General features: G+C 61.6%; 23 protein-coding genes. 12 read left to right on the top strand and 11 right to left on the bottom strand.

Annotated elements, in window-relative coordinates; translation table 11 throughout:
• Nucleotides 1-90 precede the first annotated feature (90 nt).
• Nucleotides 91-270, top strand: coding sequence for a hypothetical protein (locus tag FXO12_RS28960; RefSeq protein ID WP_003189580.1), 180 nt, complete (start codon nt 91-93; stop codon nt 268-270).
• On the opposite strand, the gene FXO12_RS09985 is transcribed toward FXO12_RS28960, so the two are convergent.
• Nucleotides 263-1,138, bottom strand: coding sequence for a helix-turn-helix domain-containing protein (locus tag FXO12_RS09985; protein WP_014717471.1), 876 nt, complete (start codon nt 1,136-1,138; stop codon nt 263-265). The two genes, FXO12_RS28960 and FXO12_RS09985, sit on opposite strands and share 8 nt — an antisense overlap.
• A 189-nt stretch (nt 1,139-1,327) precedes the next feature.
• Here FXO12_RS09985 and pobA point away from each other — a divergent pair, with 189 nt between their 5' ends.
• On the top strand, nt 1,328-2,512 hold the full coding sequence (gene pobA / locus FXO12_RS09980; RefSeq protein WP_173647468.1) for a 4-hydroxybenzoate 3-monooxygenase: 1,185 nt from the start codon (nt 1,328-1,330) through the stop codon (nt 2,510-2,512).
• 66 nt (nt 2,513-2,578) lie between these two features.
• Complete coding sequence (locus FXO12_RS09975; protein WP_057975677.1) at nt 2,579-4,096, top strand: MDR family MFS transporter; 1,518 nt, start codon at nt 2,579-2,581, stop codon at nt 4,094-4,096.
• 56 nt (nt 4,097-4,152) lie between these two features.
• Here the strand turns inward: FXO12_RS09975 and FXO12_RS09970 are convergent, their stop codons facing one another.
• Genes FXO12_RS09970 through FXO12_RS09960 form a run of 3 tightly spaced genes read right to left on the bottom strand, consistent with a single transcriptional unit; the run spans nt 4,153 to nt 6,188 of the window.
• Complete coding sequence (locus tag FXO12_RS09970; protein WP_034126612.1) at nt 4,153-4,992, bottom strand: cache domain-containing protein; 840 nt, start codon at nt 4,990-4,992, stop codon at nt 4,153-4,155.
• A gap of 55 nt (nt 4,993-5,047) precedes the next feature.
• Nucleotides 5,048-5,518 carry a cyanase gene (cynS, locus tag FXO12_RS09965; protein WP_014717475.1) on the bottom strand — a complete coding sequence of 157 codons (471 nt, stop codon included), beginning with the start codon at nt 5,516-5,518 and terminating at the stop codon, nt 5,048-5,050.
• Between the two features lie 28 nt (nt 5,519-5,546).
• The gene (locus FXO12_RS09960; protein WP_003189587.1) at nt 5,547-6,188 is read right to left on the bottom strand and encodes a carbonic anhydrase; all 642 of its coding nucleotides are present in this window, start codon (nt 6,186-6,188) and stop codon (nt 5,547-5,549) included.
• A gap of 112 nt (nt 6,189-6,300) precedes the next feature.
• Between FXO12_RS09960 and cynR the strand changes: the two genes are divergently transcribed.
• Nucleotides 6,301-7,152 (top strand): transcriptional regulator CynR, encoded by an 852-nt coding sequence (gene cynR, locus FXO12_RS09955; RefSeq protein WP_057975678.1) that lies wholly within the window; start codon nt 6,301-6,303, stop codon nt 7,150-7,152.
• 552 nt (nt 7,153-7,704) lie between these two features.
• Here the strand turns inward: cynR and FXO12_RS09950 are convergent.
• Nucleotides 7,705-8,478, bottom strand: a complete 774-nt coding sequence (locus tag FXO12_RS09950) for a transporter substrate-binding domain-containing protein (RefSeq protein ID WP_034126615.1) — start codon at nt 8,476-8,478, stop codon at nt 7,705-7,707.
• A 446-nt stretch (nt 8,479-8,924) separates the two neighbouring features.
• Here FXO12_RS09950 and FXO12_RS09945 point away from each other — a divergent pair, with 446 nt between their 5' ends.
• The 5 genes from FXO12_RS09945 to FXO12_RS09925 all read left to right on the top strand — a co-directional run bounded on the left by FXO12_RS09945 (nt 8,925) and on the right by FXO12_RS09925 (nt 13,581).
• Entirely contained in the window at nt 8,925-10,295 is a 1,371-nt protein-coding gene (locus tag FXO12_RS09945) for a glutamine synthetase family protein (protein WP_034126616.1), read from the top strand.
• Nucleotides 10,296-10,395: 100 nt separating this feature from the next.
• Nucleotides 10,396-10,995, top strand: coding sequence for a class I SAM-dependent methyltransferase (locus FXO12_RS09940; protein ID WP_054919994.1), 600 nt, complete (start codon nt 10,396-10,398; stop codon nt 10,993-10,995).
• Between the two features lie 122 nt (nt 10,996-11,117).
• Nucleotides 11,118-12,251 carry a ribonuclease D gene (gene rnd / locus FXO12_RS09935; RefSeq protein WP_034126618.1) on the top strand — a complete coding sequence of 378 codons (1,134 nt, stop codon included), beginning with the start codon at nt 11,118-11,120 and terminating at the stop codon, nt 12,249-12,251.
• Nucleotides 12,248-12,541 carry a YcgL domain-containing protein gene (locus FXO12_RS09930; RefSeq protein WP_003189597.1) on the top strand — a complete coding sequence of 98 codons (294 nt, stop codon included), beginning with the start codon at nt 12,248-12,250 and terminating at the stop codon, nt 12,539-12,541. The genes rnd and FXO12_RS09930 overlap by 4 nt, the downstream gene beginning before the upstream one ends.
• A gap of 107 nt (nt 12,542-12,648) precedes the next feature.
• Nucleotides 12,649-13,581, top strand: coding sequence for a D-2-hydroxyacid dehydrogenase (locus tag FXO12_RS09925; protein WP_054919992.1), 933 nt, complete (start codon nt 12,649-12,651; stop codon nt 13,579-13,581).
• A gap of 140 nt (nt 13,582-13,721) precedes the next feature.
• Here FXO12_RS09925 and FXO12_RS09920 read toward each other — a convergent pair whose 3' ends face one another.
• Entirely contained in the window at nt 13,722-14,315 is a 594-nt protein-coding gene (locus FXO12_RS09920; protein ID WP_057975679.1) for a nitroreductase family protein, read from the bottom strand.
• Nucleotides 14,316-14,468: 153 nt separating this feature from the next.
• Between FXO12_RS09920 and FXO12_RS09915 the strand changes: the two genes are divergently transcribed.
• Nucleotides 14,469-14,918 carry a YcgN family cysteine cluster protein gene (locus FXO12_RS09915; protein ID WP_003172524.1) on the top strand — a complete coding sequence of 150 codons (450 nt, stop codon included), beginning with the start codon at nt 14,469-14,471 and terminating at the stop codon, nt 14,916-14,918.
• Nucleotides 14,919-14,931: 13 nt separating this feature from the next.
• The gene (locus FXO12_RS09910) at nt 14,932-16,152 is read left to right on the top strand and encodes a hypothetical protein (protein WP_057975680.1); all 1,221 of its coding nucleotides are present in this window, start codon (nt 14,932-14,934) and stop codon (nt 16,150-16,152) included.
• An 82-nt stretch (nt 16,153-16,234) separates the two neighbouring features.
• On the opposite strand, the gene FXO12_RS09905 is transcribed toward FXO12_RS09910, so the two are convergent.
• The 4 genes from FXO12_RS09905 to FXO12_RS09890 form a co-directional block, all read right to left on the bottom strand.
• Entirely contained in the window at nt 16,235-16,585 is a 351-nt protein-coding gene (locus FXO12_RS09905) for a DUF2892 domain-containing protein (RefSeq protein ID WP_019818260.1), read from the bottom strand.
• A 67-nt stretch (nt 16,586-16,652) separates the two neighbouring features.
• A complete protein-coding gene (locus tag FXO12_RS09900; protein WP_003189607.1) occupies nt 16,653-17,120 on the bottom strand; it encodes an RNA methyltransferase in 468 nt (155 codons plus the stop codon).
• Nucleotides 17,121-17,279: 159 nt separating this feature from the next.
• A complete protein-coding gene (locus FXO12_RS09895; RefSeq protein WP_160049611.1) occupies nt 17,280-17,654 on the bottom strand; it encodes a YajD family HNH nuclease in 375 nt (124 codons plus the stop codon).
• Between the two features lie 89 nt (nt 17,655-17,743).
• Nucleotides 17,744-18,430, bottom strand: a complete 687-nt coding sequence (locus tag FXO12_RS09890) for a spermidine synthase (protein ID WP_034126624.1) — start codon at nt 18,428-18,430, stop codon at nt 17,744-17,746.
• A gap of 78 nt (nt 18,431-18,508) precedes the next feature.
• On the opposite strand from FXO12_RS09890, the gene FXO12_RS09885 reads away from it, so the two are divergent.
• On the top strand, nt 18,509-18,790 hold the full coding sequence (locus FXO12_RS09885) for a hypothetical protein (RefSeq protein ID WP_034126625.1): 282 nt from the start codon (nt 18,509-18,511) through the stop codon (nt 18,788-18,790).
• Here FXO12_RS09885 and FXO12_RS09880 read toward each other — a convergent pair.
• Nucleotides 18,787-20,829, bottom strand: a complete 2,043-nt coding sequence (locus FXO12_RS09880; protein WP_160049610.1) for a S9 family peptidase — start codon at nt 20,827-20,829, stop codon at nt 18,787-18,789. The genes FXO12_RS09885 and FXO12_RS09880 overlap by 4 nt on opposite strands.
• Between the last annotated feature and the right edge of the window lie 12 nt (nt 20,830-20,841).

The following is a 20,841-nucleotide window of genomic DNA, read 5'->3' as shown; positions in this document are numbered from 1 at the left end:
CTGAAATAAGCGCGCTGAATGGCATCGCATCAGGGCAAGTTGACCTATGCTTTAAACAGCACCCTGTAGATCCGTTCAGAGGTCTGTGCCATGAGCATTAAAACCAGAAAGTACCTGACAATTTTCACCCTCTGCGCATTGGCAACAGCGCTGTATGGGACTGCCGCCTACCGCGTCGAGCAAACGCGCATGCAGCCAGCGGCGTTCGCTATCAGCTGCCATCAGGACCAATGCGTTCCCCGCACCGGCAGTTTCAGTGCGCTCAGGTAGGCTGCTCTGCCTTCAGTTGTTCACGAAACGCCTTGGGTGAAAACCCGACCCTGCGGCGAAACAGCCGTGAGAAGTTGGTCGGGTCGGAAAAACCCAGCACCTCGGACATTTCATTGATGGTCATGCTGGTGTAGGTAAGGAGGCGCTTGGCTTCCAGGAGTTGGCGGTCATGCATGATCTGCAATGCCGGTTGCCCACCCAATTCCCGACACGTCCCGTTCAAATGTGAGACCGAGATGCCCAGCTTGTGGGCCAGGTCTTCAATCTTCGGGTGTTCGCGGTAATGCTGTTCGACCAGTTGCGTAAACCGCCGAAAGTACTCACGACCCCGCGGCGCGCGTGGATGGCGGCGCTGGATCGCCTGGCGGCTGACCCATACCAACAACACGCTGACCAGGGCGTGCAGCATCATGTCCCGTGCCGGTTGGTCATCGGCGTATTCGTCCTGCAAGCGTACGAACAGGCTGTTCAAGTAATCGCTGTCCTTGCCCGCCGGGTAGCTGCCGAGTGTGTGCAGGCCATCGACGGTAGAGCCCAGTTGCGCCTGCAAGTGGCTGACCAGCGGCGCCGAAAGCGTTACCACAAACCCTTCCACATCCTCGGAAAAACGAAAGCCATGCACGCACAGCGGTGGCAGCACTTGCAGGCTCGACTCGTTAAGCGTGGTGCGCTGGCCCTCGATTTCCAGTTGTGCCTGGCCTTTGTGCACATACAGCAACTGGCACAGGTCCGCGTGCCGGTGGGGCTGGATTTCCCACTGGTATTCCCGACTGCGCCGGGAAATGGTTTCGCAGTGCAACAAATCGGGAGTCGGCCACTGCTGGCTTTCCCCGTAAAGCTTGAAGACCGGAATCGCGGTTTTGGTCATGGTTTCAATCCGATACTCAGGATAATGGTTCGGTAATCGCCCCGATTGGCGAAAAGCACAGGTTTTGACGCAGTTTTCACCTTCTTATGAGCCTCACTCAAGTGAAAAATGTCAGCCACAAGAGCAATGACAACTCTTTCACTCCATACGTTCGCGTGAAGCTTGAAGGTCATAAAAATAATGAAAACCCTGAAAACCCAAGTCGCCATTATTGGTGCCGGTCCTTCCGGATTGCTGCTCGGCCAACTGCTGCACAACGCTGGCATCCAGACCCTCGTTCTAGAGCGTCAGAGCGCCGATTACGTACAAGGCCGTATCCGCGCCGGTGTGTTGGAACAGGGCATGGTCGACCTGCTGCGCGAAGCCGGCGTCAGCCAACGCATGGACGCCGAGGGTCTGGTGCACGACGGGTTTGATATTGCCCTCAATGGCCAACTCACCTCCATCGACCTCAAGGCCTTGACCGGCGGCCAGTCGGTGATGATCTACGGCCAGACCGAGGTCACCCGCGACCTGATGGCCGCCCGCGCAGCCGCGGGTGCCATTACCCTGTACGAAGCCTCCAATGTTCAGCCCCATGACCTGAAAAGTGAACAGCCATGGCTGACCTTCGAGCATGAAGGCCAAGCCTGTCGCCTGGAGTGCGACTACATTGCCGGCTGCGACGGTTTCCATGGCGTGGCCCGCCAGTCGATACCGGCGCAAGCGCTGAAGGTGTTCGAACGGGTCTATCCCTTCGGCTGGCTGGGCGTGCTGGCCGACACGCCGCCGGTACATGCCGAACTGGTGTACGCCAAACATGCGCGGGGTTTTGCGCTGTGCAGCATGCGGTCGCCGACCCGCAGCCGTTACTACCTGCAAGTGCCGGTCGAAGAGAAGCTGGAAGACTGGGCGGATGAACGTTTCTGGGATGAACTCAAAAGCCGCCTGCCCGACTCATTGGCCGAACAATTGGTGACCGGCCCGTCAATCGAGAAAAGCATCGCGCCGCTGCGCAGCTTTGTGGTGGAACCCATGCAGTACGGGCGCCTGTTCCTGCTCGGCGATGCCGCGCACATTGTGCCGCCCACCGGTGCCAAGGGCTTGAACCTGGCGGCCAGTGATGTGAGCACCTTGTTCCGCATCTTGCTCAAGGTGTACCGCGAAGGGCGCCTGGACTTGCTGGAAAAATACTCGGCAATCTGCCTGCGCCGAGTGTGGAAAGCCGAGCGGTTTTCCTGGTGGATGACCTCGATGCTGCATCAGTTTCCCCAGGCGGATGACTTCAGCCAGCGTATTGCCGAAAGCGAACTGGACTATTTCATTCGCTCCGAGGCTGGGCGTAAAACCATCGCAGAAAATTACGTCGGCCTTCCTTACGAGCCTATCGAATAGCCTGCTATCGTATCGAGCATTCCCACCGGTGACCGTTGCCTGTGGGCCCTGCTCGAAGGTTCTGCCGTGACACACCTCAATCAGCCCGCTCCAACCGTTCCCGCCGTGCGCAGTATCCTGGTCGCGCTGATGATGGCGATCTTCCTGGGTGCCCTGGACCAGACCATTGTCGCCGTGTCCATGCCGGCCATTTCCGCACAGTTCCATGAGGTCAACCTGCTCGCCTGGGTGATCTCCGGCTACATGGTGGCGATGACCGTGGCGGTGCCGATCTACGGCAAGCTCGGTGACCTGTATGGGCGCCGCCCCATGATGCTCATCGGCATGGGCGTGTTCACCCTCGCGTCGCTGTTCTGCGGCCTTGCGCAAAGCATGGAGCAACTGGTGCTGGCGCGGGTTCTGCAGGGTATCGGCGCTGGCGGGATGGTCTCGGTGAGCCAGGCGATCATTGGCGACATTATTCCTCCCCGCGAACGGGGACGTTATCAGGGGTATTTCAGCAGCATGTACGCGGTGGCCAGCGTGGCCGGGCCGGTACTGGGCGGTTATATGACCGAGTACCTGTCGTGGCGATGGGTGTTTTTGATCAACCTGCCACTGGGCGTCGGTGCCTGGTACGTGGCCCATCGCACTCTGGTGGGGCTGCCGGTGCCGCAGCGCAAGCCGATCATCGATTACCTCGGCACGGTGCTGATGATCGTCGGCCTCACCGCCTTGTTGCTGGGCATCACTGAAATCGGCCAGGGCCATTCGTGGCGTGACGATCAAGTGCTGGGGTTGCTGGCCTGTGCCCTGTTGGCCTTGAGCGTGTTTGTATGGCACGAACGCCGCGCACGGGAACCGCTGTTGCCGATGCACTTGTTTGCCAACCGCAGTGCGGTGTTGTGCTGGTGCACGATTTTCGTCACCAGCTTCCAGGCGATTTCCCTGACGGTGCTGATGCCCCTGCGCTACCAGACCGTGACCGGCGCTGGTGCCGACAGCGCAGCCCTGCACTTGCTGCCGTTGGCGATGGGCTTGCCGATGGGCGCGTATTTCGCCGGGCGCATGACCTCGGTGACCGGCCGCTATAAACCGATGATCCTCAGCGGCGCGGTGTTGAGCCCGCTGGCGATTCTCGGCATGGCCTACAGCGCCCCCCAGGCGGTGGCGCTTACCAGCGTCTTCATGTTGTTGTGCGGTATCGCCGCCGGCATGCAGTTCCCGACCTCGTTGGTGGGGACGCAGAACTCGGTAGAGCAACGGGATATCGGTGTGGCCACCAGCACCACCAACCTGTTTCGCTCCCTGGGCGGGGCAGTGGGGGTGGCTTGCATGTCGGCGTTGCTGCTGGCGCTGTTGCACGATTCCAGTTTCGCCCATTTGACGAGCGGCGCACTGGTGGCCGAAGGCAGTTCCGGCAACGTACTGCTCGACGGCCTCAACGCCGCACCCGGCCCGGCGCAGGATGCGTTGCGCGACGAGTTGGCGGTGACGTTCCGGCATTTGCTGATGGTGAGTGCGGCGGTGTCGCTGCTGGGGTTGGCCGCTGCGATAGCGATGCCGAATCGGGTACTGCGCGGCCGTGAAGACAAAGTTAGATAAGCGGACGCGGAGCGTCCCAGGCGGCGTTCCCACGCAGAGCGTGGGAACGATCAGGATCAGGGGCTGTAATACCCCACCGCAACCATGAAATGCCCGCTCTTGCGCACATAGGCATGCTTGTTCTCGACCTTGCCGGTCACCGGGTTTTTCCAGCGGTATTTGTATTCGCCCTGGTCCTGTTCGGCCATCATCTGGAGGATCGGCACACCCACCGGTTTGCCATCCGGGTCCTTGATCTTGGCAAAATCGGTGTTGATCAGGCGCAGGTTGGTGCCGTGGGCGACGTAGCGCCGGGTGTTCAGGTCCACCACAAACACGTACAGGTCATCTTGCAGGAAGCCACCCTGCAAAGAGTTGATCGCCTTGAGCGTGCCGGTTTCATCCTTGACTAACGCCTCCACCGCCTTGTTGCGCAGCGCCCGTGCCTGTTCCGGCGTGGCGCGCGGCAAGTAATAACCGACCGCCAGGATGCGTTCGCCCACCCGCTGATAAAACACATGCTTGTGTTCGACCTTGCCGTCATTCCAGTTCTGCCAGCGATAGTCAGCCTGCTGGATACCCTGGCCTTCGGGCACGCTAAGGGCTTGTTTGAACGAGGCTTGCAGGTCGGGCCCGAGCACCTCGGACACATCGCGACCGATCAGCGCGGAGGAGGGCCCGCCACTGGCCAACAGCACGCCTTTTGTATCGACCACAAACACATAGCGGTCCTGGTCGATGAACTCGCCCTGACGGCTGAAGGCGGCGAAGGCCTTGTCACCTTGCTTGTGGTAGTACGCCAAGGCTTTTTCCAGCAGGGCCTTGGCGGCTTGGGCATCCGCTTCCTGTGCCGTGGCGGCATGCACCTGGCTGCAACACAACAGCAGCAGCCAGGTGAATCGGAGCAGTCTCTTCATTTACCCGTCCCTCGTTCTTGTTGGTGTGCCAAGAGCGTAGACGGTTGGCGGCAAATCAGAAGGGTTTGGTCGGCAGGTATTTGCCGTCCAGGGTGATGACCGCACGGGAGCCGCCGTCCGGGTCTTCGACTTTCTTGATGTCCAGCTTGAAGTTGATGGCGCTGATGATGCCGTCGCCGAATTGCTCATGCACCAGGGCCTTCAAGGTAGAGCCGTAGACCTGCAGCATTTCGTAGAAACGGTACATGGTTGGGTCGGTCGGCACACCGCTCGGGAAGCTGCCGCGCAGTGGGACGCTTTGCAGCAGTCGGCTGGCGTCCTCGTCAAGGCCGAGTTTGCCGCACACGATGTCGGCCGCCTCCTTGGGCAGCGGGTGCTGGCCGAGCAGGGCTGCGGTGACGAATGCCAGGCTCAGCCCGGTGCCGTCGGTGAGGTCCTGCCACGACAGGTTTTTGCGTGCCTTGAGGTCGATAACGGTGTCGGCCAGGGCCAGGCGTGGGGTTTGGGCGAATTGGGATTGCAACATGGTGACGTCCTCTTGGGTTGAATAAGGTTCAGGCGGCGTGGGCGCGGGTGCTGGGGTGGTCGAGCAGGGAGACGAAGCGCCCGGTGTGCCCGTCCAAAGCGTCGATGCCGCCGGTTTCGATGTCGTACACCCAGCCATGCAGGTTCATCCGGCCTTGTTCCAGCGCCAGGGCGACCGAAGGGTGGGTCTTGAGATTAGCCAGTTGGGCGACCACGTTTTCGCGCACCAAGGCATCCAGGCGGGCAGCGTCCGAGGCATGCGTACGGGCTGCATTGATCACCTTGGCCGACTCGGCATGGCGCAACCAGTTGGCCACGGCGGGCAGGTGGTCCAGGCATTTGCAGGTAGAAATTGCAGTCATTGCACCGCAGTCCGAGTGCCCGCAAATCACAATGTCGCTGACGCCCAGCACCGCTACGGCATATTCGACTGTGGCCGACACGCCTCCCGGTTCCGGGCCGTAGGACGGCACTATGTTGCCGGCGTTACGGATGACGAACAGGTCACCGGGTTCCTGCTGGGTCAACAGCTCGGGGACTACGCGGCTGTCAGAGCAGGACACGAACAAGGTGCCGGGGTTTTGCGTGGTCGCCAGGTGTTTGAACAAGTCACTGCGAGGGGTAAAGGCTTCACGTTGGAATTTGCGAAAGCCGTCGATGAGATGCTGCATGGTGGTTCTCCTTGCGTCGCTGATGGGGCAAGGATGGAAGTTTTCGGTTATAGCGTCCAAGACCGGTTTATTATGCTTTCTATAAGTCATGCCTATAGTTGGAGCGCTGCCCATGCTGTTGCGTCATATCCGTTACTTGCTGGCCGTTGCCGAGCATCGCAATTTCACGCGTGCCGCCGAGGCGCTGCACGTGTCGCAGCCGACCTTGTCGCAACAGATCAAGCAACTGGAAGAAAGCCTGGGCGCGCCACTGCTGGACCGTTCCGGGCGCAGTGTCAGCCTGACCGACGCGGGGCAGGCCTATGTGCGTTATGCGCGGCTGGCCTTGCAGGATCTACAGGCCGGCACCCGCGCCATACATGACGTGCAGGACCTGCGCCGGGGGCATTTGCGCCTGGCCATGACGCCGACCTTCACCGCCTACCTGATCGGCCCGCTGCTGGCACGCTTCAATGCGTTGTATCCCGGCATCACCTTGAGCATTGAGGAACTGACCCAAGACCGCATCGAAGCCGCCCTGGGCGAGGACCTGCTGGATATCGGCATCGGCTTTACCGGCGAGCATGGGCTGGAGATCGACTGTGAGGCGCTGTTTGTCGAAGAGCTGAGCCTGGTCGTCAGTGCCAGCCATCCAGAACGCACACAACCAGCCTGGCTCGAACAGCCCCTGGTGCTACTGAACACAGGCTTCGCCACCCGCCGCTATATCGACGACTACTGCCACCAACAAGGGGTTAAACCGCAGATTGCCATGGAGGCCAACTCCATCAGCGCGATCATCGAAATCGTGCGCAGCACGCCCCTGGCAACCATCCTGCCCCGCGCACTGGCCGAGGCCCAGGCAGGCCTGCATGCCGTGGTGATCAATCCACCGTTGCCGCAGCGCACCGCGGCACTCCTGAGTCGCAAGGGCGCGTATCGCAGCGCTGCGTGTGCGGCGTTTGTAGCGTTGATCAAGGCGTAGGACCGGGCTGACGCCCCAGGATCCCAATGTGGGAGCTGGCTTGCCCGCGATGACGGCCCGCCAGCCGACGCCTTTCTACCTGATGCCCCGCGATTCAAATGTGGGAGCTGGCTTGCCTGCGAAGACGGCCTGACAGTCAACACCGTGGATTGTGTACATATCCATTCCTGCGGTAACGGCCACCTAGGGTTCCGCCCTGACGGCGGGTCACTTTGGAAAAGAGCCCCAAAGTAACCAAAGGGCTCTTGCCCCACCACTCGGCACCTCGCTTAGGCTCGGTGTGCCCGTAATCCGCCAGTGATTTGGGGGGGCGCCGCCACGCGCCATCCATGGCGCGGGGCGGCTAAACCGGCATCCCTGCCGGTTTACCCCCCAAATCACTGTCGAATTACGGCCAGCGTGGTTTAACGGGGCGCCTGAGATCAAAAGCAGATCAAGATCAAGAGCGACTCGCTTCGCATCGTGGTTACCGTCGACCGTTACAGCGTTGTGTAGATACTTATAGCTATCGCAGGCAAGCCAGCTCCCACATTTAGATCGCGGGGGCCACATTCAAGGCGCAGCCAACCACTGCCCCACAATCCCCGCATACGCCCCCGTCGCCACACTCAAATGCAACCATTGATCCACGTAACTCTTCCAGGCCACATCATCGCGCGGCAACAAAAACGCTTTTTCACTGTACTGCATCGGTTGCTCCGGGTTGACCGCACACAACCCAGGCTTGAGCTTCTGCTGATAACGCGCCTCGCTGGCGTCGGTAATCATCACATCGGCTTTGCCCGCCAGCAGTTCATCAAAAATCGTCACGTTGTCATGCAGGCGAATCTGCGTCTGGCCCAGGTGCGCACGGGCAAACACTTCATTGGTGCCACCGGCGGGCTCGATCACTCGCACCTGGGGCTGGTTGATCTGTTCCACCGTCTGGTAGCGCTGCACATCGGCGCAGCGCACCAGTGGGATCTTGCCATCGACCCCGAGAGACTGGCTGAAGAAGGCTTTTTTCTGACGTTCCAACGACACGGAAATTCCGCCCACCGCGATGTCGCAGCGTTGGGTCAGAAAGTCCGGCATCAGGGTTTTCCAGGTGGTGGGCACCCAGTTGATTTTGGCGTTGAGGCTCTTGGCCAGGGACTCGGCCATGGCAATGTCGATACCTTCATAGCCGCCGTCGCTGCGCAGCGAGGTGTAAGGCTTGTAGTCGCCGGTGGTACACACGGTGAGGGTGCCGCGCGCAATCACGTCGTCAAGGCGAGATGCAGCGGTGTCGGCCTGGGCGACATTGGCCAGGCTTGCCAGTACACAGAGGGCCAGAGGCGCTTTCATGGAGTCGAATCCTTGGGGCTCGGTTGAAGCAGCCATAATGCCCGTTTTTGGTAGGAACGAGCTTGCTCGCGAAAAAGCTGTGTGCGCCGCTGTGAACCAGGCATCCGCGTTATCGTTAACGATCTTCGCGAGCAAGCTCGCTCCTCCAGACAGAATGTTTAGCCAAACTGCAACCAAACTCCATCAAGCCTGAATTTACTCGCGTATCCTCGCGTGTGACGCTTCAGTCTCTCTATCACTGTGGACCGCGCATGCACGCTTGCCCCGACACTCACACCGCGACATTGCCGTCTGCGCTTGCGTTCTGGGCCTTGTTCCATTGCCGACACGCGCGCCCGCCAGATACCTCTCTCCTACGTTGATCTACCCCAAGGATGACGCGCACCTGTGCGCATCTGCCCGGCGGCGCCTGCGCGCTTGCCTGACGCAAACGTATGAGAATTCCCATGAGTGTTTTTGCCAGCCTGCATGAAGCCCAGACCTTCCTTGAACAGAACCCCGACATTGAAATGTTCGAGCTGTTTATCCTCGATAACAACGGCGTACCGCGCGGCAAGCTGCTGCACCGCGACGAACTGCTGGCGGTGTACGAAAGTGGCCGGCCTCTGCCCAGTACCATCCTCGGCCTGACCATCAATGGCGATGACGTAGAAAACTCCGGGCTGGTCTGGGAGGTGGGGGATATTGACTGCCGCGCCTACCCGATCAGCGGCAGCTTGCAGCGCATGCCATGGCGCTTGATCCCCACCGCAGCGGTGCAGGTCAGCATGCACCCCACCGAAGGCCTGCCCGCCACCGTGGCCGACCCCAGGCACCTGCTGGCCAATGTTATCGAGGCGCTCAAGGCCGACGGTTATTACCCGGTGATGGCGGCGGAGCTGGAGTTCTACCTGCTCGACCAAAAGCCTGACAGCAACGGCCGCCCGCAACCGGCGCGGGATGTGGATGGCAATCGCCCGCGTTCGACGCAAGTCTACGGCCTGCGCGAACTGGAGCAGATCGAGCCGTTTCTTGCCGACCTCTACAGCGCCTGCAAACTGCAAGGGATTCCGGCGCGCACAGCTATCTCCGAGTACGCGCCGGGCCAAGTGGAAATCACCCTCGAACACCGCACCGACGCGCTGCAGGCGATGGACGAAGCCGTGCGCTACAAACGCCTGGTCAAGGGCGTGGCGCACAAACATGGAATGACCGCCTGTTTCATGGCCAAGCCGTTCGACGACCTGGCCGGCACCGGCATGCACATGCACGTCAGCCTGGCCGATGCCCAGGGCAATAACCTGTTTGCCAGTGAAGCGACCGACGGCACGCCACTGCTGCGCCAAGCCGTGGGCGGCATGCTCAGTACCTTGCTCGATTCACTGTTGATGTTCTGCCCCAACGCCAACTCTTATCGACGCTTCCAAACCAACAGCTATGCGCCGCTCGCTGCCACCTGGGGCGTGGACAACCGCACCGTCAGCCTGCGCGTGCCCGGTGGCCCGGCTCTATCCCGGCATATCGAACACCGCATCTGCGGTGCCGACGCCAACCCCTACCTGGCGGCTGCTGCGATCCTGGCCGGGATTCATCGAGGCATCCGCGAACAGCTCGACCCTGGCGCCCCGGTGCAAGGCAACGGCTACGCCCAGGCCAAGGAACTGCTGCCCACCGACTGGCTGACCACCTTGCGCGCGCTGGAAACCTCCCGCTGGGCACCGGATGCGTTCGGGCGCGAATTTCTAAGCGTTTACCTGGCGGTCAAACGTGCCGAATACCGCCAGTTCATGGGCGAGGTGGGGGAGCAGGATTGGCGGTGGTACTTGCATCAAGCGTGACCGGTTTTAGCGGGGTGGGCTTTCGACCTTTTTTTCACGTTGCGAAGGTTAAGCTGCGGATCAAGGTCGTTCACTACCGTTTCATTCACATGAGCCCGCGATGTCGCCACAACCTCCATCCTCCATCGAGACCGAATTCACCGAGCGCTATGACCGTGAGCATGCCAGGGGCTGTGGCGACCCGCGTCCGCCCAGGCTGTTGCAGCGCCTGTCGGCGTGGCGCGATGCGCGTTTGGTGCGCCAGGCCCTGAAAGTGGCGGGCGAGCCAGGGCTTATCCTCGACCTGGCGTGCGGTTCCGGGCGCTTCTGGCCGGTGCTGGCCGAACACGTCAACCGTGTGATCCTGGCCTCGGACAACTCCCAGGCGATGCTCGATCACGCGCGCACCCATCACCCGGGTACGTTGCTCAAGCGTGTCAAAACATTCCAGGGCTCGGCGTTTTCCATTGGCCTTTCGGCGAATGCGGTGGACTGTATTTTCTGCCTGGATTTGTTTCGCCATGTGCCCGGCAGCGATGCACGACTCATGTTATTGCATGAGTTTCACCGCGTCAGTCGCGACACGGTGATTGTTGCCGTGAACGTGGGCACGCCGGTAGAGAGCGAGTTTCGCCAAGCCGGCTTCAAAATCCTCAATTACCAAGAGTTCCTGCCGGGCTCGCGGCGATGGTGCGTCTACGTTTTGCGTAAGAGAGGATAACGCCCGTTTGTAGGACTATTCTTCCTCTCCTGTCGGAGTTTTCATGATGGCGTGTGCACTGCGGATGCTCGCAAGCCCCTTTCGCGATATATACTGCGCGCCATTCTTCAAGGGAGAGCCGTGTGGCCATCGATATTCACTGGATCTGCGACAACGATAGCCTCGGCCAGCATTGCGCCGAATGGCAGCAGTTGCCATTCGTCGCCCTCGACACTGAATTCATGCGGGTCGACACCTTTTACCCTATTGCCGGGCTGATCCAGATCGGTGATGGCGTGCGCGCTTACCTGATCGACCCCCTGACTATCGACAATTGGCAACCCTTGGCCGCCTTGCTGGAGAACCCGGCGGTGATCAAGGTGGTGCATGCCTGCAGCGAAGACCTGGAAGTGCTGTTGCGCCTGACTGGCAGCTTGCCAGTGCCGTTGTTCGACACCCAATTGGCGGCGGCGTACCTCAACCTCGGTTTCTCCATGGGCTACTCGCGCCTGGTGCAGGCGGTGTTGGATATCGAGCTGCCCAAGGGCGAAACCCGCTCCGACTGGCTGCAGCGGCCATTGTCAGAGACGCAGGTCAGCTACGCCGCCGAAGACGCCGTGCACCTGGCCGAGGTTTACACCCGCCTGCGCCCGCAACTGTCGGACGACAAATACGCGTGGGTATTGGAAGACGGCGCCGAACTGGTGGCCAACCTGCGCCGTGAGATCGACCCCTACGAGCTGTACCGCGACGCCAAGCTGGCGTGGAAATTGTCCCGTGCCCAACTCGCAGTGCTGCGTGAGCTCTGCGCCTGGCGCGAGCAGCAGGCCCGTGCCCGCGACTTGCCGCGCAACCGCATCGTTCGCGAGCACTCGTTATGGCCCCTGGCCAAATCCCAGCCGGATAACCTCGCCGCCCTGGGCAAGATCGAAGACATGCACCCGCGTACGGTGCGCCAGGACGGCCAGTTCCTGCTGGACCTGATCAAACGCACTGCCAGCCTGCCCATGGACCAATGGCCGCCTGCCGTGGCAGAGCCGTTACCGGTGGACGCTGCAGCGTTGATCAAGCAACTGCGTGCCCTGGGCCAAACCTTCGCCGAGCGCCTGGACATGGCGCCGGAACTGATGCTGCGCAAGAAAACCCTCGAAGCCCTGGTTAAAAGTGGCTACCCCGATGGGCCTTACCAATTGCCAGACTCGCTGCGTGGCTGGCGCCGCGAGTTGATGGGCCAGGCGTTGCTCGACAGCCTGGCCAATGCCGGAGAACAGCCTTGAAACGTATTTGCTCCATCTACCGCAGCAAGAAAAAAGACGGCATGTACCTCTATGTGCTCAAAAGCGATGCCCTGGAGCGCGTGCCCGAGCCGTTGATGGAAGCCTTTGGCAAGGCGCATCACGCCTTTGACATGGTGCTGACGCCGGAGCGCAAGCTGTCGCGCGAAGACATCGCCGTGGTGCTGGAAAACCTCGACAAGCAGGGCTACCACCTGCAAATGCCGCCGGCCGAGGACGAGTACATCGAGCACTTGCCCGAAGAGCTGCTGCGCCGCAACGACCCGATGTGATCGACCAGTGCCCGCTTCAGGGCACAGCTTCAATGGAATCGTATTAGAGGACGGTGGCCGTAAGGATGCGGGCGGCCGTCTGCACTGTTTTTTCAAAGGTTTGAACCATGCGTGTTCTGATTGCTGAACAGGATCATCCGCTCTACGCCCAATTGCTCAGGGACGCCGCCCCAGACCTCGAAGTGCTGACCAGCGGCGACTCGGCCGAACTCTCGCGCCTGGCCGCCGACTGTCCGGTGTGGCTGGGCCAGCCCGATCTGTTGGCTACCCTGCTGCGCCAGGGCCATCATCCGCAATGGCTGCAATCGACCTGGGCGGGCATCACGCCCCTGCTGGCCGATGGCTTGCCACGCGACTACCGGCTGACCCGCGCGGTAGGCATTTTTGGCCAGGTCATGGCCGAGTTTGTCCTCACCTACATGCTGGGCCACGAGCGTGAAGTGCTGGCGCGGTTGGTCAGCCAGGTGGAGCGCAAATGGGATAACCGCATGGGCCAGAGCCTGGCGGGGCGTAAGGCGCTGATCGTCGGCACCGGTGACATCGGCCAGCGCGTGGCCGAGTTTCTGCTGCCGTTCGGCGTGCAGTTGTATGGCATCGCCAGCCAGGCCCGCGAGCAGGCACCGTTTATCGAAGTGGCGGGGCTCGACCAGTTGGGCCGGCTGGTGGGGGAGGTAGATTACGTGATCAACCTGCTGCCCAACACGCCTGATACCCATGACCTGTACGACGCGGCGCTGTTCAAGCAATTCCAGCCCACCGGGTTGTTTATCAACGTCGGACGCGGCGTGGCGGTGGTGGACGCCGATCTGGTCGAGGCGCTCAAAGAAGGGCACCTGGCCGGCGCGGTGATCGACGTGTGCCGCCAGGAGCCCTTGCCGCAACGCCACCCGTTCTGGACGGCGTGGGGTTTGCTGTTGACCGGGCACAGCTCGGCCCCGACCTCGCCGCCAATGATGGTGGAGTTGTTTGTGCAGAACCTGCGGGCGTATCAGGCCAAGCAAGCGCTACGCGGGGAAGTGGATTTCGAGCGCGGGTACTGAAGAGCTTGCCCGATGGCCTCATGTAGGAGCGAGCTTGCTCGCGAAAAACTCACAGGCGCCGCGCTTATTCAGAAAGTGCGCGTCATCGTTGACGTTCTTCGCGAGCAAGCTCGCTCCTACAGAGGATGAGAGGGCGATGCTTAGAGACTGAAGTTCCCCTCGGACACCAGCTCGCTCAACGGCTTGCGCGGGCTCGGCATTTCGCGCCCTTGCAGGTACTCCGGCAAACTCGACTGGTCACCCAGCTTGCCCACCGCCACGGCCGCATGCAGCGCATAACCCTGGGGAATCTTCAGCTCCTTGCGGGTCAGTTCCTGGTCGAAACCGGCCATGCCGTGGGTGTGCCAGCCACTGAGGCTGGCTTGCAGCGCCAGGTGGCCCCAGGCCGAGCCGGTGTCGAAGGTGTGCCACAGCGCCGGGGTTTCTTCGGTAGCACCCGGGGCGATGAAGTCGGTTTTCGACGCGATGATGATCAGGGCCGACGCATGCTGCGCCCAATTGCGGTTGAATTCATTCAGCAGGCCCAGGAAGCGCTCCCAGTCCGGCGTGTCACGGCGCGCATACAGAAACCGCCACGGCTGCGAGTTGTAGGCCGAAGGCGCCCAGCGTGCTGCTTCGAAGAAACTCAGCAGCGTCTCCTGCGGGATGCTCTCGCCGGTAAAGGCGCGGGGCGACCAGCGCTCGGTGAATTGGGTGTGGATCGGATAATCGGCAACACGGGGGTTATTGCTCATGGACAGACCCTGATGAAAAAAACGGGATTCAAAACTACTGCGCCCACCCAGGCCTGACAAGTCTTGCAACACCGTCAGTCGTAAGTGCTTGGCCCCAACGGGCTTGGGCACTAGACTGGCGGCCTTTTCATCTTCCGATACTGATGCAGAGCCATGGCCGCCAAAGTCGAACCTTTCTGGATACGCAAAACCCTTGAGCACCTCGACCAAGAGGAGTGGGAGTCATTGTGCGACGGCTGTGGCCTGTGCTGCCTGCAAAAGCTTGAGGATGAGGACGACAACAGCGTCTATTACACGCGTATCGCCTGCAAACTGCTCGACCTGAAAACCTGCCAGTGCACTGATTACCCCAACCGCCGCGCCTCGGTGCCTGATTGCATTCAGCTCACACCGGGCCAGGCCGATCAGTTCAAATGGTTGCCGCCGACCTGCGGTTATCGCCTGGTCAGCGAGCGCAAGGACTTGCCGCTGTGGCATCACCTGGTCTGCGGCGACCGTGACGCGGTGCACCATGAACGCATTTCCCAGTCCGGGCGCATGCTCAGCGAAGGCAGCGTGCCCGAGGACGACTGGGAGGATTACCTGATTTTCCGCGCAGGCTGAATGAGGAGTGTGTATGAAGGTGGCCGCCAAGTGGGCAGCGGGCCTGGTCGTGCTGGCGCTGAGCGGGCCGGGCTGGTGCGCGAAGAAAGTCGACCTGGATTACCACATCAAGCTGTTGCCCCAAAGCCAGCAGGCCGAGGTGCGCGTCAGCCTGTCCCAGGGCGCGGCGGTGCGCAGCCTGAACTTCGACCTGGGCCGCGACGGTGACTACAGCGACTTCAAGGCCGATGGCCAGTGGCAAGTCACGGGCAACCGTGGCCTGTGGCAACCCAGCCCTGACAAGGCCAGCCTGACCTACCGGGTGCGCCTGGCCCATGCGCGCAAGCCCGGCGTGTATGACACACGCATCACGCCCGGCTGGGCGTTACTGCGCGGCGAAGACTTGGTGCCGGCCGCACGTCTCGACCAGCAAGACGGCGTCGAGCTGGTCTCACGTCTGATGTTCGAACTGCCGACGGGTTGGAAGAGCGTCGAAACGGCCTGGCCGCGCATCGGCCAGAACAAATTCCGCATCGACAACGTGTCCCGCCTGTTCGACCGTCCCACCGGCTGGATGCTGGCGGGCAACCTCGGCAGCCGCCGCCTGCGCCTGGGTGAAACCGACGTCACCGTGGCCTCGCCCAAGGGCCAGGGCATGCGCCGCATGGACGTGCTGACGTTGCTGACGTTTGTCTGGCCCCAGGTGGAAGCCGCGTTCCCGCGCCATCCCGGCAAACTGTTGATTGTCGGTGCCAGTGACCCGATGCGGCGGGGCGCTTATTCGTTACGCGATTCGATCTACCTCAACAGCCGCACGCCGCTGGTGGGCGAAAATGGCAGCAGCCCGTTGCTGCGCGAAGTGGTGCAGGCCATCGGACGCTTCAATGACCACGACAGCAGCGACTGGATCAGCGAGGGCTTGGGCGAGTACTACGCGATTGAGCTGATGCGACGTGCCGGTGGCATTACCGATGAACGCTATGCGGCGATCCAGGCGCGGCTGACCAAAGAAGGCAAAGACGTCACCACTCTCAAAGGCGAGCACGTCAACGGCGCGAGGCTGGCGCGTTCGGTGGTGGTATTGCAGGAGCTGGACCGTGAGATCCGCGTGAAGACCCACAACAAACGCTCCCTGGACGATCTGGCGCAGGCGTTGATGCGGGTGAACAGCGTCAACACCAAAGAATTCGTGCAGTTGGCCGAGAGTGTGATCGGTGAGTCGTCGGTGGTACTGGACAGCAAACTGCTGCGCTGATCCAAACCCCTGTGCAATTCAAAATGTGGGAGGGGGCAAGCCCCCTCCCACATTTGAATCTCCAGCATGTCCAAGTCTCAGGTCAGGCTTTAGGTTTCACCGCCTTTTCAGCCGCCACTTCGGCCTTGGTCTTCAGGTTCTTCAACTCTTCACCGGCCCGTTCGATCTTGGTGCGCACGCTGTTCATTTCCTGGCGGCCCTGTTCCAGTTTGTCCTTGAGCGAACTGTGCCCGGTAAAGCCACGGGCCAGTGCCACGCCACCAATCGCCACCTGGATCAAGCCGAAAATCCCGCCGCGGCGCAAGCCTTTACCCACCATCATTACCCCGCCGGCCACCGAGCCGATGCGCTCCCAGCCATGCACGTTCTGGGTGGGTTGAGGCTTCAAGGGGGTGGCTTCGATGATAGGTCGCAAGGTTTTGCTGTCGCTCATGATCAGTCTCCAACAAGGGCAAGTGTTATTAGCTGACTGCGCGCATGTGCCGGATGTTCCCGCAATGTCAGTACTTGGGGCCCGAACGGGTGTTATTGCCCTTGGCCAGGCGGTCATAGAGCACCACGTTGACCGTGGCCGCCAGGTTCATGCAGCCGGTGGTGGGGATGTACACCACGTCCTCGCACCAGTCGCGGATCTCTTTGTCCAGGGAGCCGTCTTCGGGGCCGAAGATATACAGGGCCCGGTCGGGGTGGGTGTATTCAGGCAGCGGACGGGCGCCTTCGACCAGTTCCACGGCCACCGGAATGCAGCCCAGGGGCAGGATCTTTTTCAGGTCGTCGATGCCGATCAGCGGGATATCGTGGTGCACCTTCTTGGTGTCGGTGATGAAATCCCGGGCGCGCTCGTAACGCACGCCGGTGTAGAACACCGAGGCCACGCCGTAGCAGCCGGCGGCACGCATCACCGAGCCGACGTTTTCGGGGGATTTGGGGTTATACAGACCGATGCAGCTGTAGCGTTTATTGCCCACGGGGAAGGGTGCCTTGAGAAAAACGGCGATTATACGGCCTGGGGGGATGCAGTGCTTGGGCGATCGCATCGCGGGCAAGCCCGGCTCCCACGGGGAAATGCATTCCTACTGTGGAAGCTGGCTTGCCTGCGATGAGGCCGGAACAGGCAAAGAAGAACGTTAGTCTTCCTTCTTCATCAACCCCGCCAACGCCGCAAACGGGTTGTGCGTTGCCTTGGCAATGCTCGGGCTGCTGGTGGAGCCTTCGCCGAAGTATTGCTGGTCGGTGTAGCGCGAGTGTTCGTTGTCGTGGCAGTACAGGCACAGCAACTCCCAGTTGGAGCCGTCCTGGGGGTTGTCATCATGGTTGTGGTTGCGGTGGTGGACGGTCAGTTCACTCAAGCGCTTGCCGGAAAACTCACGGGCGCAGCGGCCACACACGTGGGGGTACATCTTCAAGGCTTTATCGCGGTAGCCCATTTCGCGGTCGCTCTGGGCATCGGCGAGGATGCGGTCCAGCTTGGCGGTGTGGGAGGGTGGGTTATTCGAGCTCATCATGGCTCCTGGCTATTATTGGGTGGTTCACGGACAAGGTTGATTCTAGCCGCTCCCACAGGGGATTGGCGCTATTGAATCAACCGTGATCAGCCCTTGAGCTTCTCTGCAATCCAGATGGTATGCCGCGTGCCCTTGTTGCCATGGGCAAACACTTGCACTTCCTCGGCCTTGAAACCGGCCTTGCGCAGTTTGTCACTGAACAGCTTGTCGGCGCTGGCCGACCACACCGCCAGCACACCCTTGGGCCGCAGGGCCTTGGCGCACGCGGCCAGGCCACTGGCCGAGTACAGCCAACTGTTAGCTTTTTGCGTGAGCCCCTCGGGGCCGTTGTCGACGTCGAGCATGATCGCATCAAAGCCTTGGGGCTCGGCCTGCAGTACCTTGGCCACGTCTTCCAGGCGGACCACGGTGCGCGGGTCCAGCAGCGGGCGTCCGGATTTCTCCCCCAGCGGCCCACGGTTCCATTCCACGACGCCGGGCACCAGTTCGGCCACCACCACTTCGGCGCTCTTGCCCAAATGCTTGAGCGCCGCGGCCAAGGTAAAGCCCATGCCCAGGCCGCCGATCAGCACACGTGAACCCGGGCGCCCGGCCACTTTGCGGCAGGGAATCTCCGCCAGGGCATCTTCGGAGCCATGCATGCGCGTGTTCATCAACTGGCCACCGTCACCGCCCTGGATCTTGATGACGAAGTCCTCGCCGTATTCGAACAGGCACAAGGCACCGCCGTTGTCGGGGATTGGGGTGGTGTCCAGCAGAACAAAACGTTTCATGGAAATCTCATTGGGAAGGGCATTCTTGCGCGGTTGGGAGTAGCCTTAGGGCATTCCGGTCAGGCCATGGAGCCATCGATGAAGTGCAGCATTCTAACGGTCATTGTGTTGAGCGCGCTCGCATTGGGTACCGCGCAGGCTCAGGAGTTACAAACCGTACCGGTCGCGCCCACGCCAACCCCAGGCGCGCCGGGCACGCCAACACCCACGTTGTACCCGCAAGTCACACCGCCCGTTGCGCCCAAGACCCAGAATGGCTCGCCGCCGCTGGCGCCCATCGTGCTGCCGGCGCCGCCCAAGGACCAGACGGTCCCCGGCCTGCAGCAGAACGACAGCAAGCCGAAAACGCCGGGCGGTTAGACCAGACCGAGGGCCTTGAACACAAAGGCATATTCGAGGGCGACGTCACGTAAGCCCTGATAGCGCCCGCTCATGCCGCCATGGCCGGCACCCAGCTCGGTCTTGAGCAGCAGCAGGTTGTCGTCCGTCTTGATATCCCGCAGCTTGGCCACCCACTTGGCGGCTTCCCAGTACTGCACGCGGCTGTCGTTATAGCCGGCGATCACCAACGTGGCCGGGTAAGCCTGGGCGCGGACGTTCTCGTACGGCGCGTAAGCCTTGATGCGCGCATACACCTCGGGGTCCTCGGGGTTGCCCCACTCGTCGTACTCGGTGATGGTCAGCGGCAGTTCCGGGTCGAGCATGGTATTGAGCACATCGACGAACGGCACTTCGGCAATCGCCGCCTGGAACAATTCCGGACGCTGGTTGAGCACCGCGCCGATCAACAGGCCGCCGGCACTGCCGCCACTGATCGCCAGTTGCTGGGAGGTGGTCAGGCCCTCGGCAATCAAATGTTCGGCGCAGGCGATAAAGTCGCTGAAGGTGTTCTGCTTGTGTTCCTGCTTGCCGTTGCGATACCAGGCTTCCCCCAGCTCACCGCCGCCGCGCACATGGGCGATGGCAAACGCCACGCCACGGTCGAGCAAGCTCAGGCGCGCATGGGAGAACCACGGGTCCAGGCTTGAGCCGTAGGCACCGTAGCCATACAGGTACAGCGGCGTCGGCTTGCCGAGCTGGTCACGCTTGACCACCAGGCTGATGGGTACCTGAGTGCCGTCGGCGGAAGTGGCCCACAGGCGTTGGCTGACGTAATCGTCGGCGTTGAAGACGCCCAGCACCGGGGTTTCCTTGAGCACGACCTGCGCGCCTGTCGCCAGCTCGAGCTGGCGCACTTGGGCCGGGCGATTCAAGGCCTCATAGCGCAGGCGGATCTTGTCGCTGGGAAACTCCAGGCTGTTCTGCACGTAGAGGCTGTAGGCGGCGTCAGGCAATTGCACCCGATAGGCCGGCACATCCTCCGGGTGCACTTCGATGACCGGCAGGCCACCGATGCGCAGGCTCAAGGTCATGGCGTTGGCGTTCAGGCTCACGCCGTCAAGCATGACCTCGTCGCTGTGGGGGATCAGGTTCTGCCAGTCGGCTTCGGTGGGCGGCGTGCCAGTGTCGGCGGCCACGTACAGCGCATGGTTGATGCCGTCGCGGTTGCTGCGGATAAACCAGGTCCACTGGCCATTGCGCTTGCCGTGATCGACGTCGTATTCGTGGCCTTCGACCCGTGGCGCCAGGCAGGTGAAGGCCAGGTGCGGTTGCTCGGCGTCCAGCGCCCAGACTTCGCTGGTGGTCTTGCTGCCCAGGGCCAGCAACAGTTGGCGTTCGGAGCTTGAGCGGTAGCAATGCAGGAAGAAACGGCCGTCGGGCTCGTGGAAGACTTCCTGCGCGGCGGTGCTGTCCAGGCGATAGCGATACAGTTTGTGCGGGCGATGGGTGTCGTCCAGCTCACCGAAAAACAGGGTCAGGCTGTCATTGGCCCAGGTCATGCTGCCATCGCAGTTGTCGAACGCCAGTTCGCTGACCTTGTCGGTCGCCAATTCCTTCACGAACAGGGTGTAGATCTCTTCGCCGCTGGTATCGAGGCTGTAGGCCAAGCGTTGGTGATCGGGGCTGATGCTGAACGCGCCCAGGGAGAAAAATCCGCCATTGGCCAGCACGTTCGGGTCCAGCAACAGCTCTTCGCTGCTGGTGTCCACCTGGTTGCTGTCATCGGCCGGGCGGCGGCAGCGGTAGTGGCGGGCGTATTCGTCGCCGGCGGTGGTGCGGGTGTAATACAGATACGGGCCCCAAGGGGAGGGCAGGGACAGGTCGGTTTCCAGAATGCGGCCCTTGATCTCTTCGAACAGGGTCTCGCGCAACGCTTGCTGATCGGCCAGTTGGGCTTCCTGCCAGGCGTTTTCGGCCTTGAGGTAGTCGAGCACCTCAGGGTTGTCGCGTTCTTGCAGCCAGGCGTACGGGTCTGGGCCTGGGGCCTTGCGGGCAATCGGTGCGGTGGAAATAGGCATGGATAATTTCCT

Origin of the sequence: Pseudomonas sp. J380 (assembly GCF_009827115.1) — a bacterium.
Lineage (GTDB): Bacteria > Pseudomonadota > Gammaproteobacteria > Pseudomonadales > Pseudomonadaceae > Aquipseudomonas > Aquipseudomonas paracarnis.
This window is presented reverse-complemented; position numbering and strand designations above follow the sequence as displayed.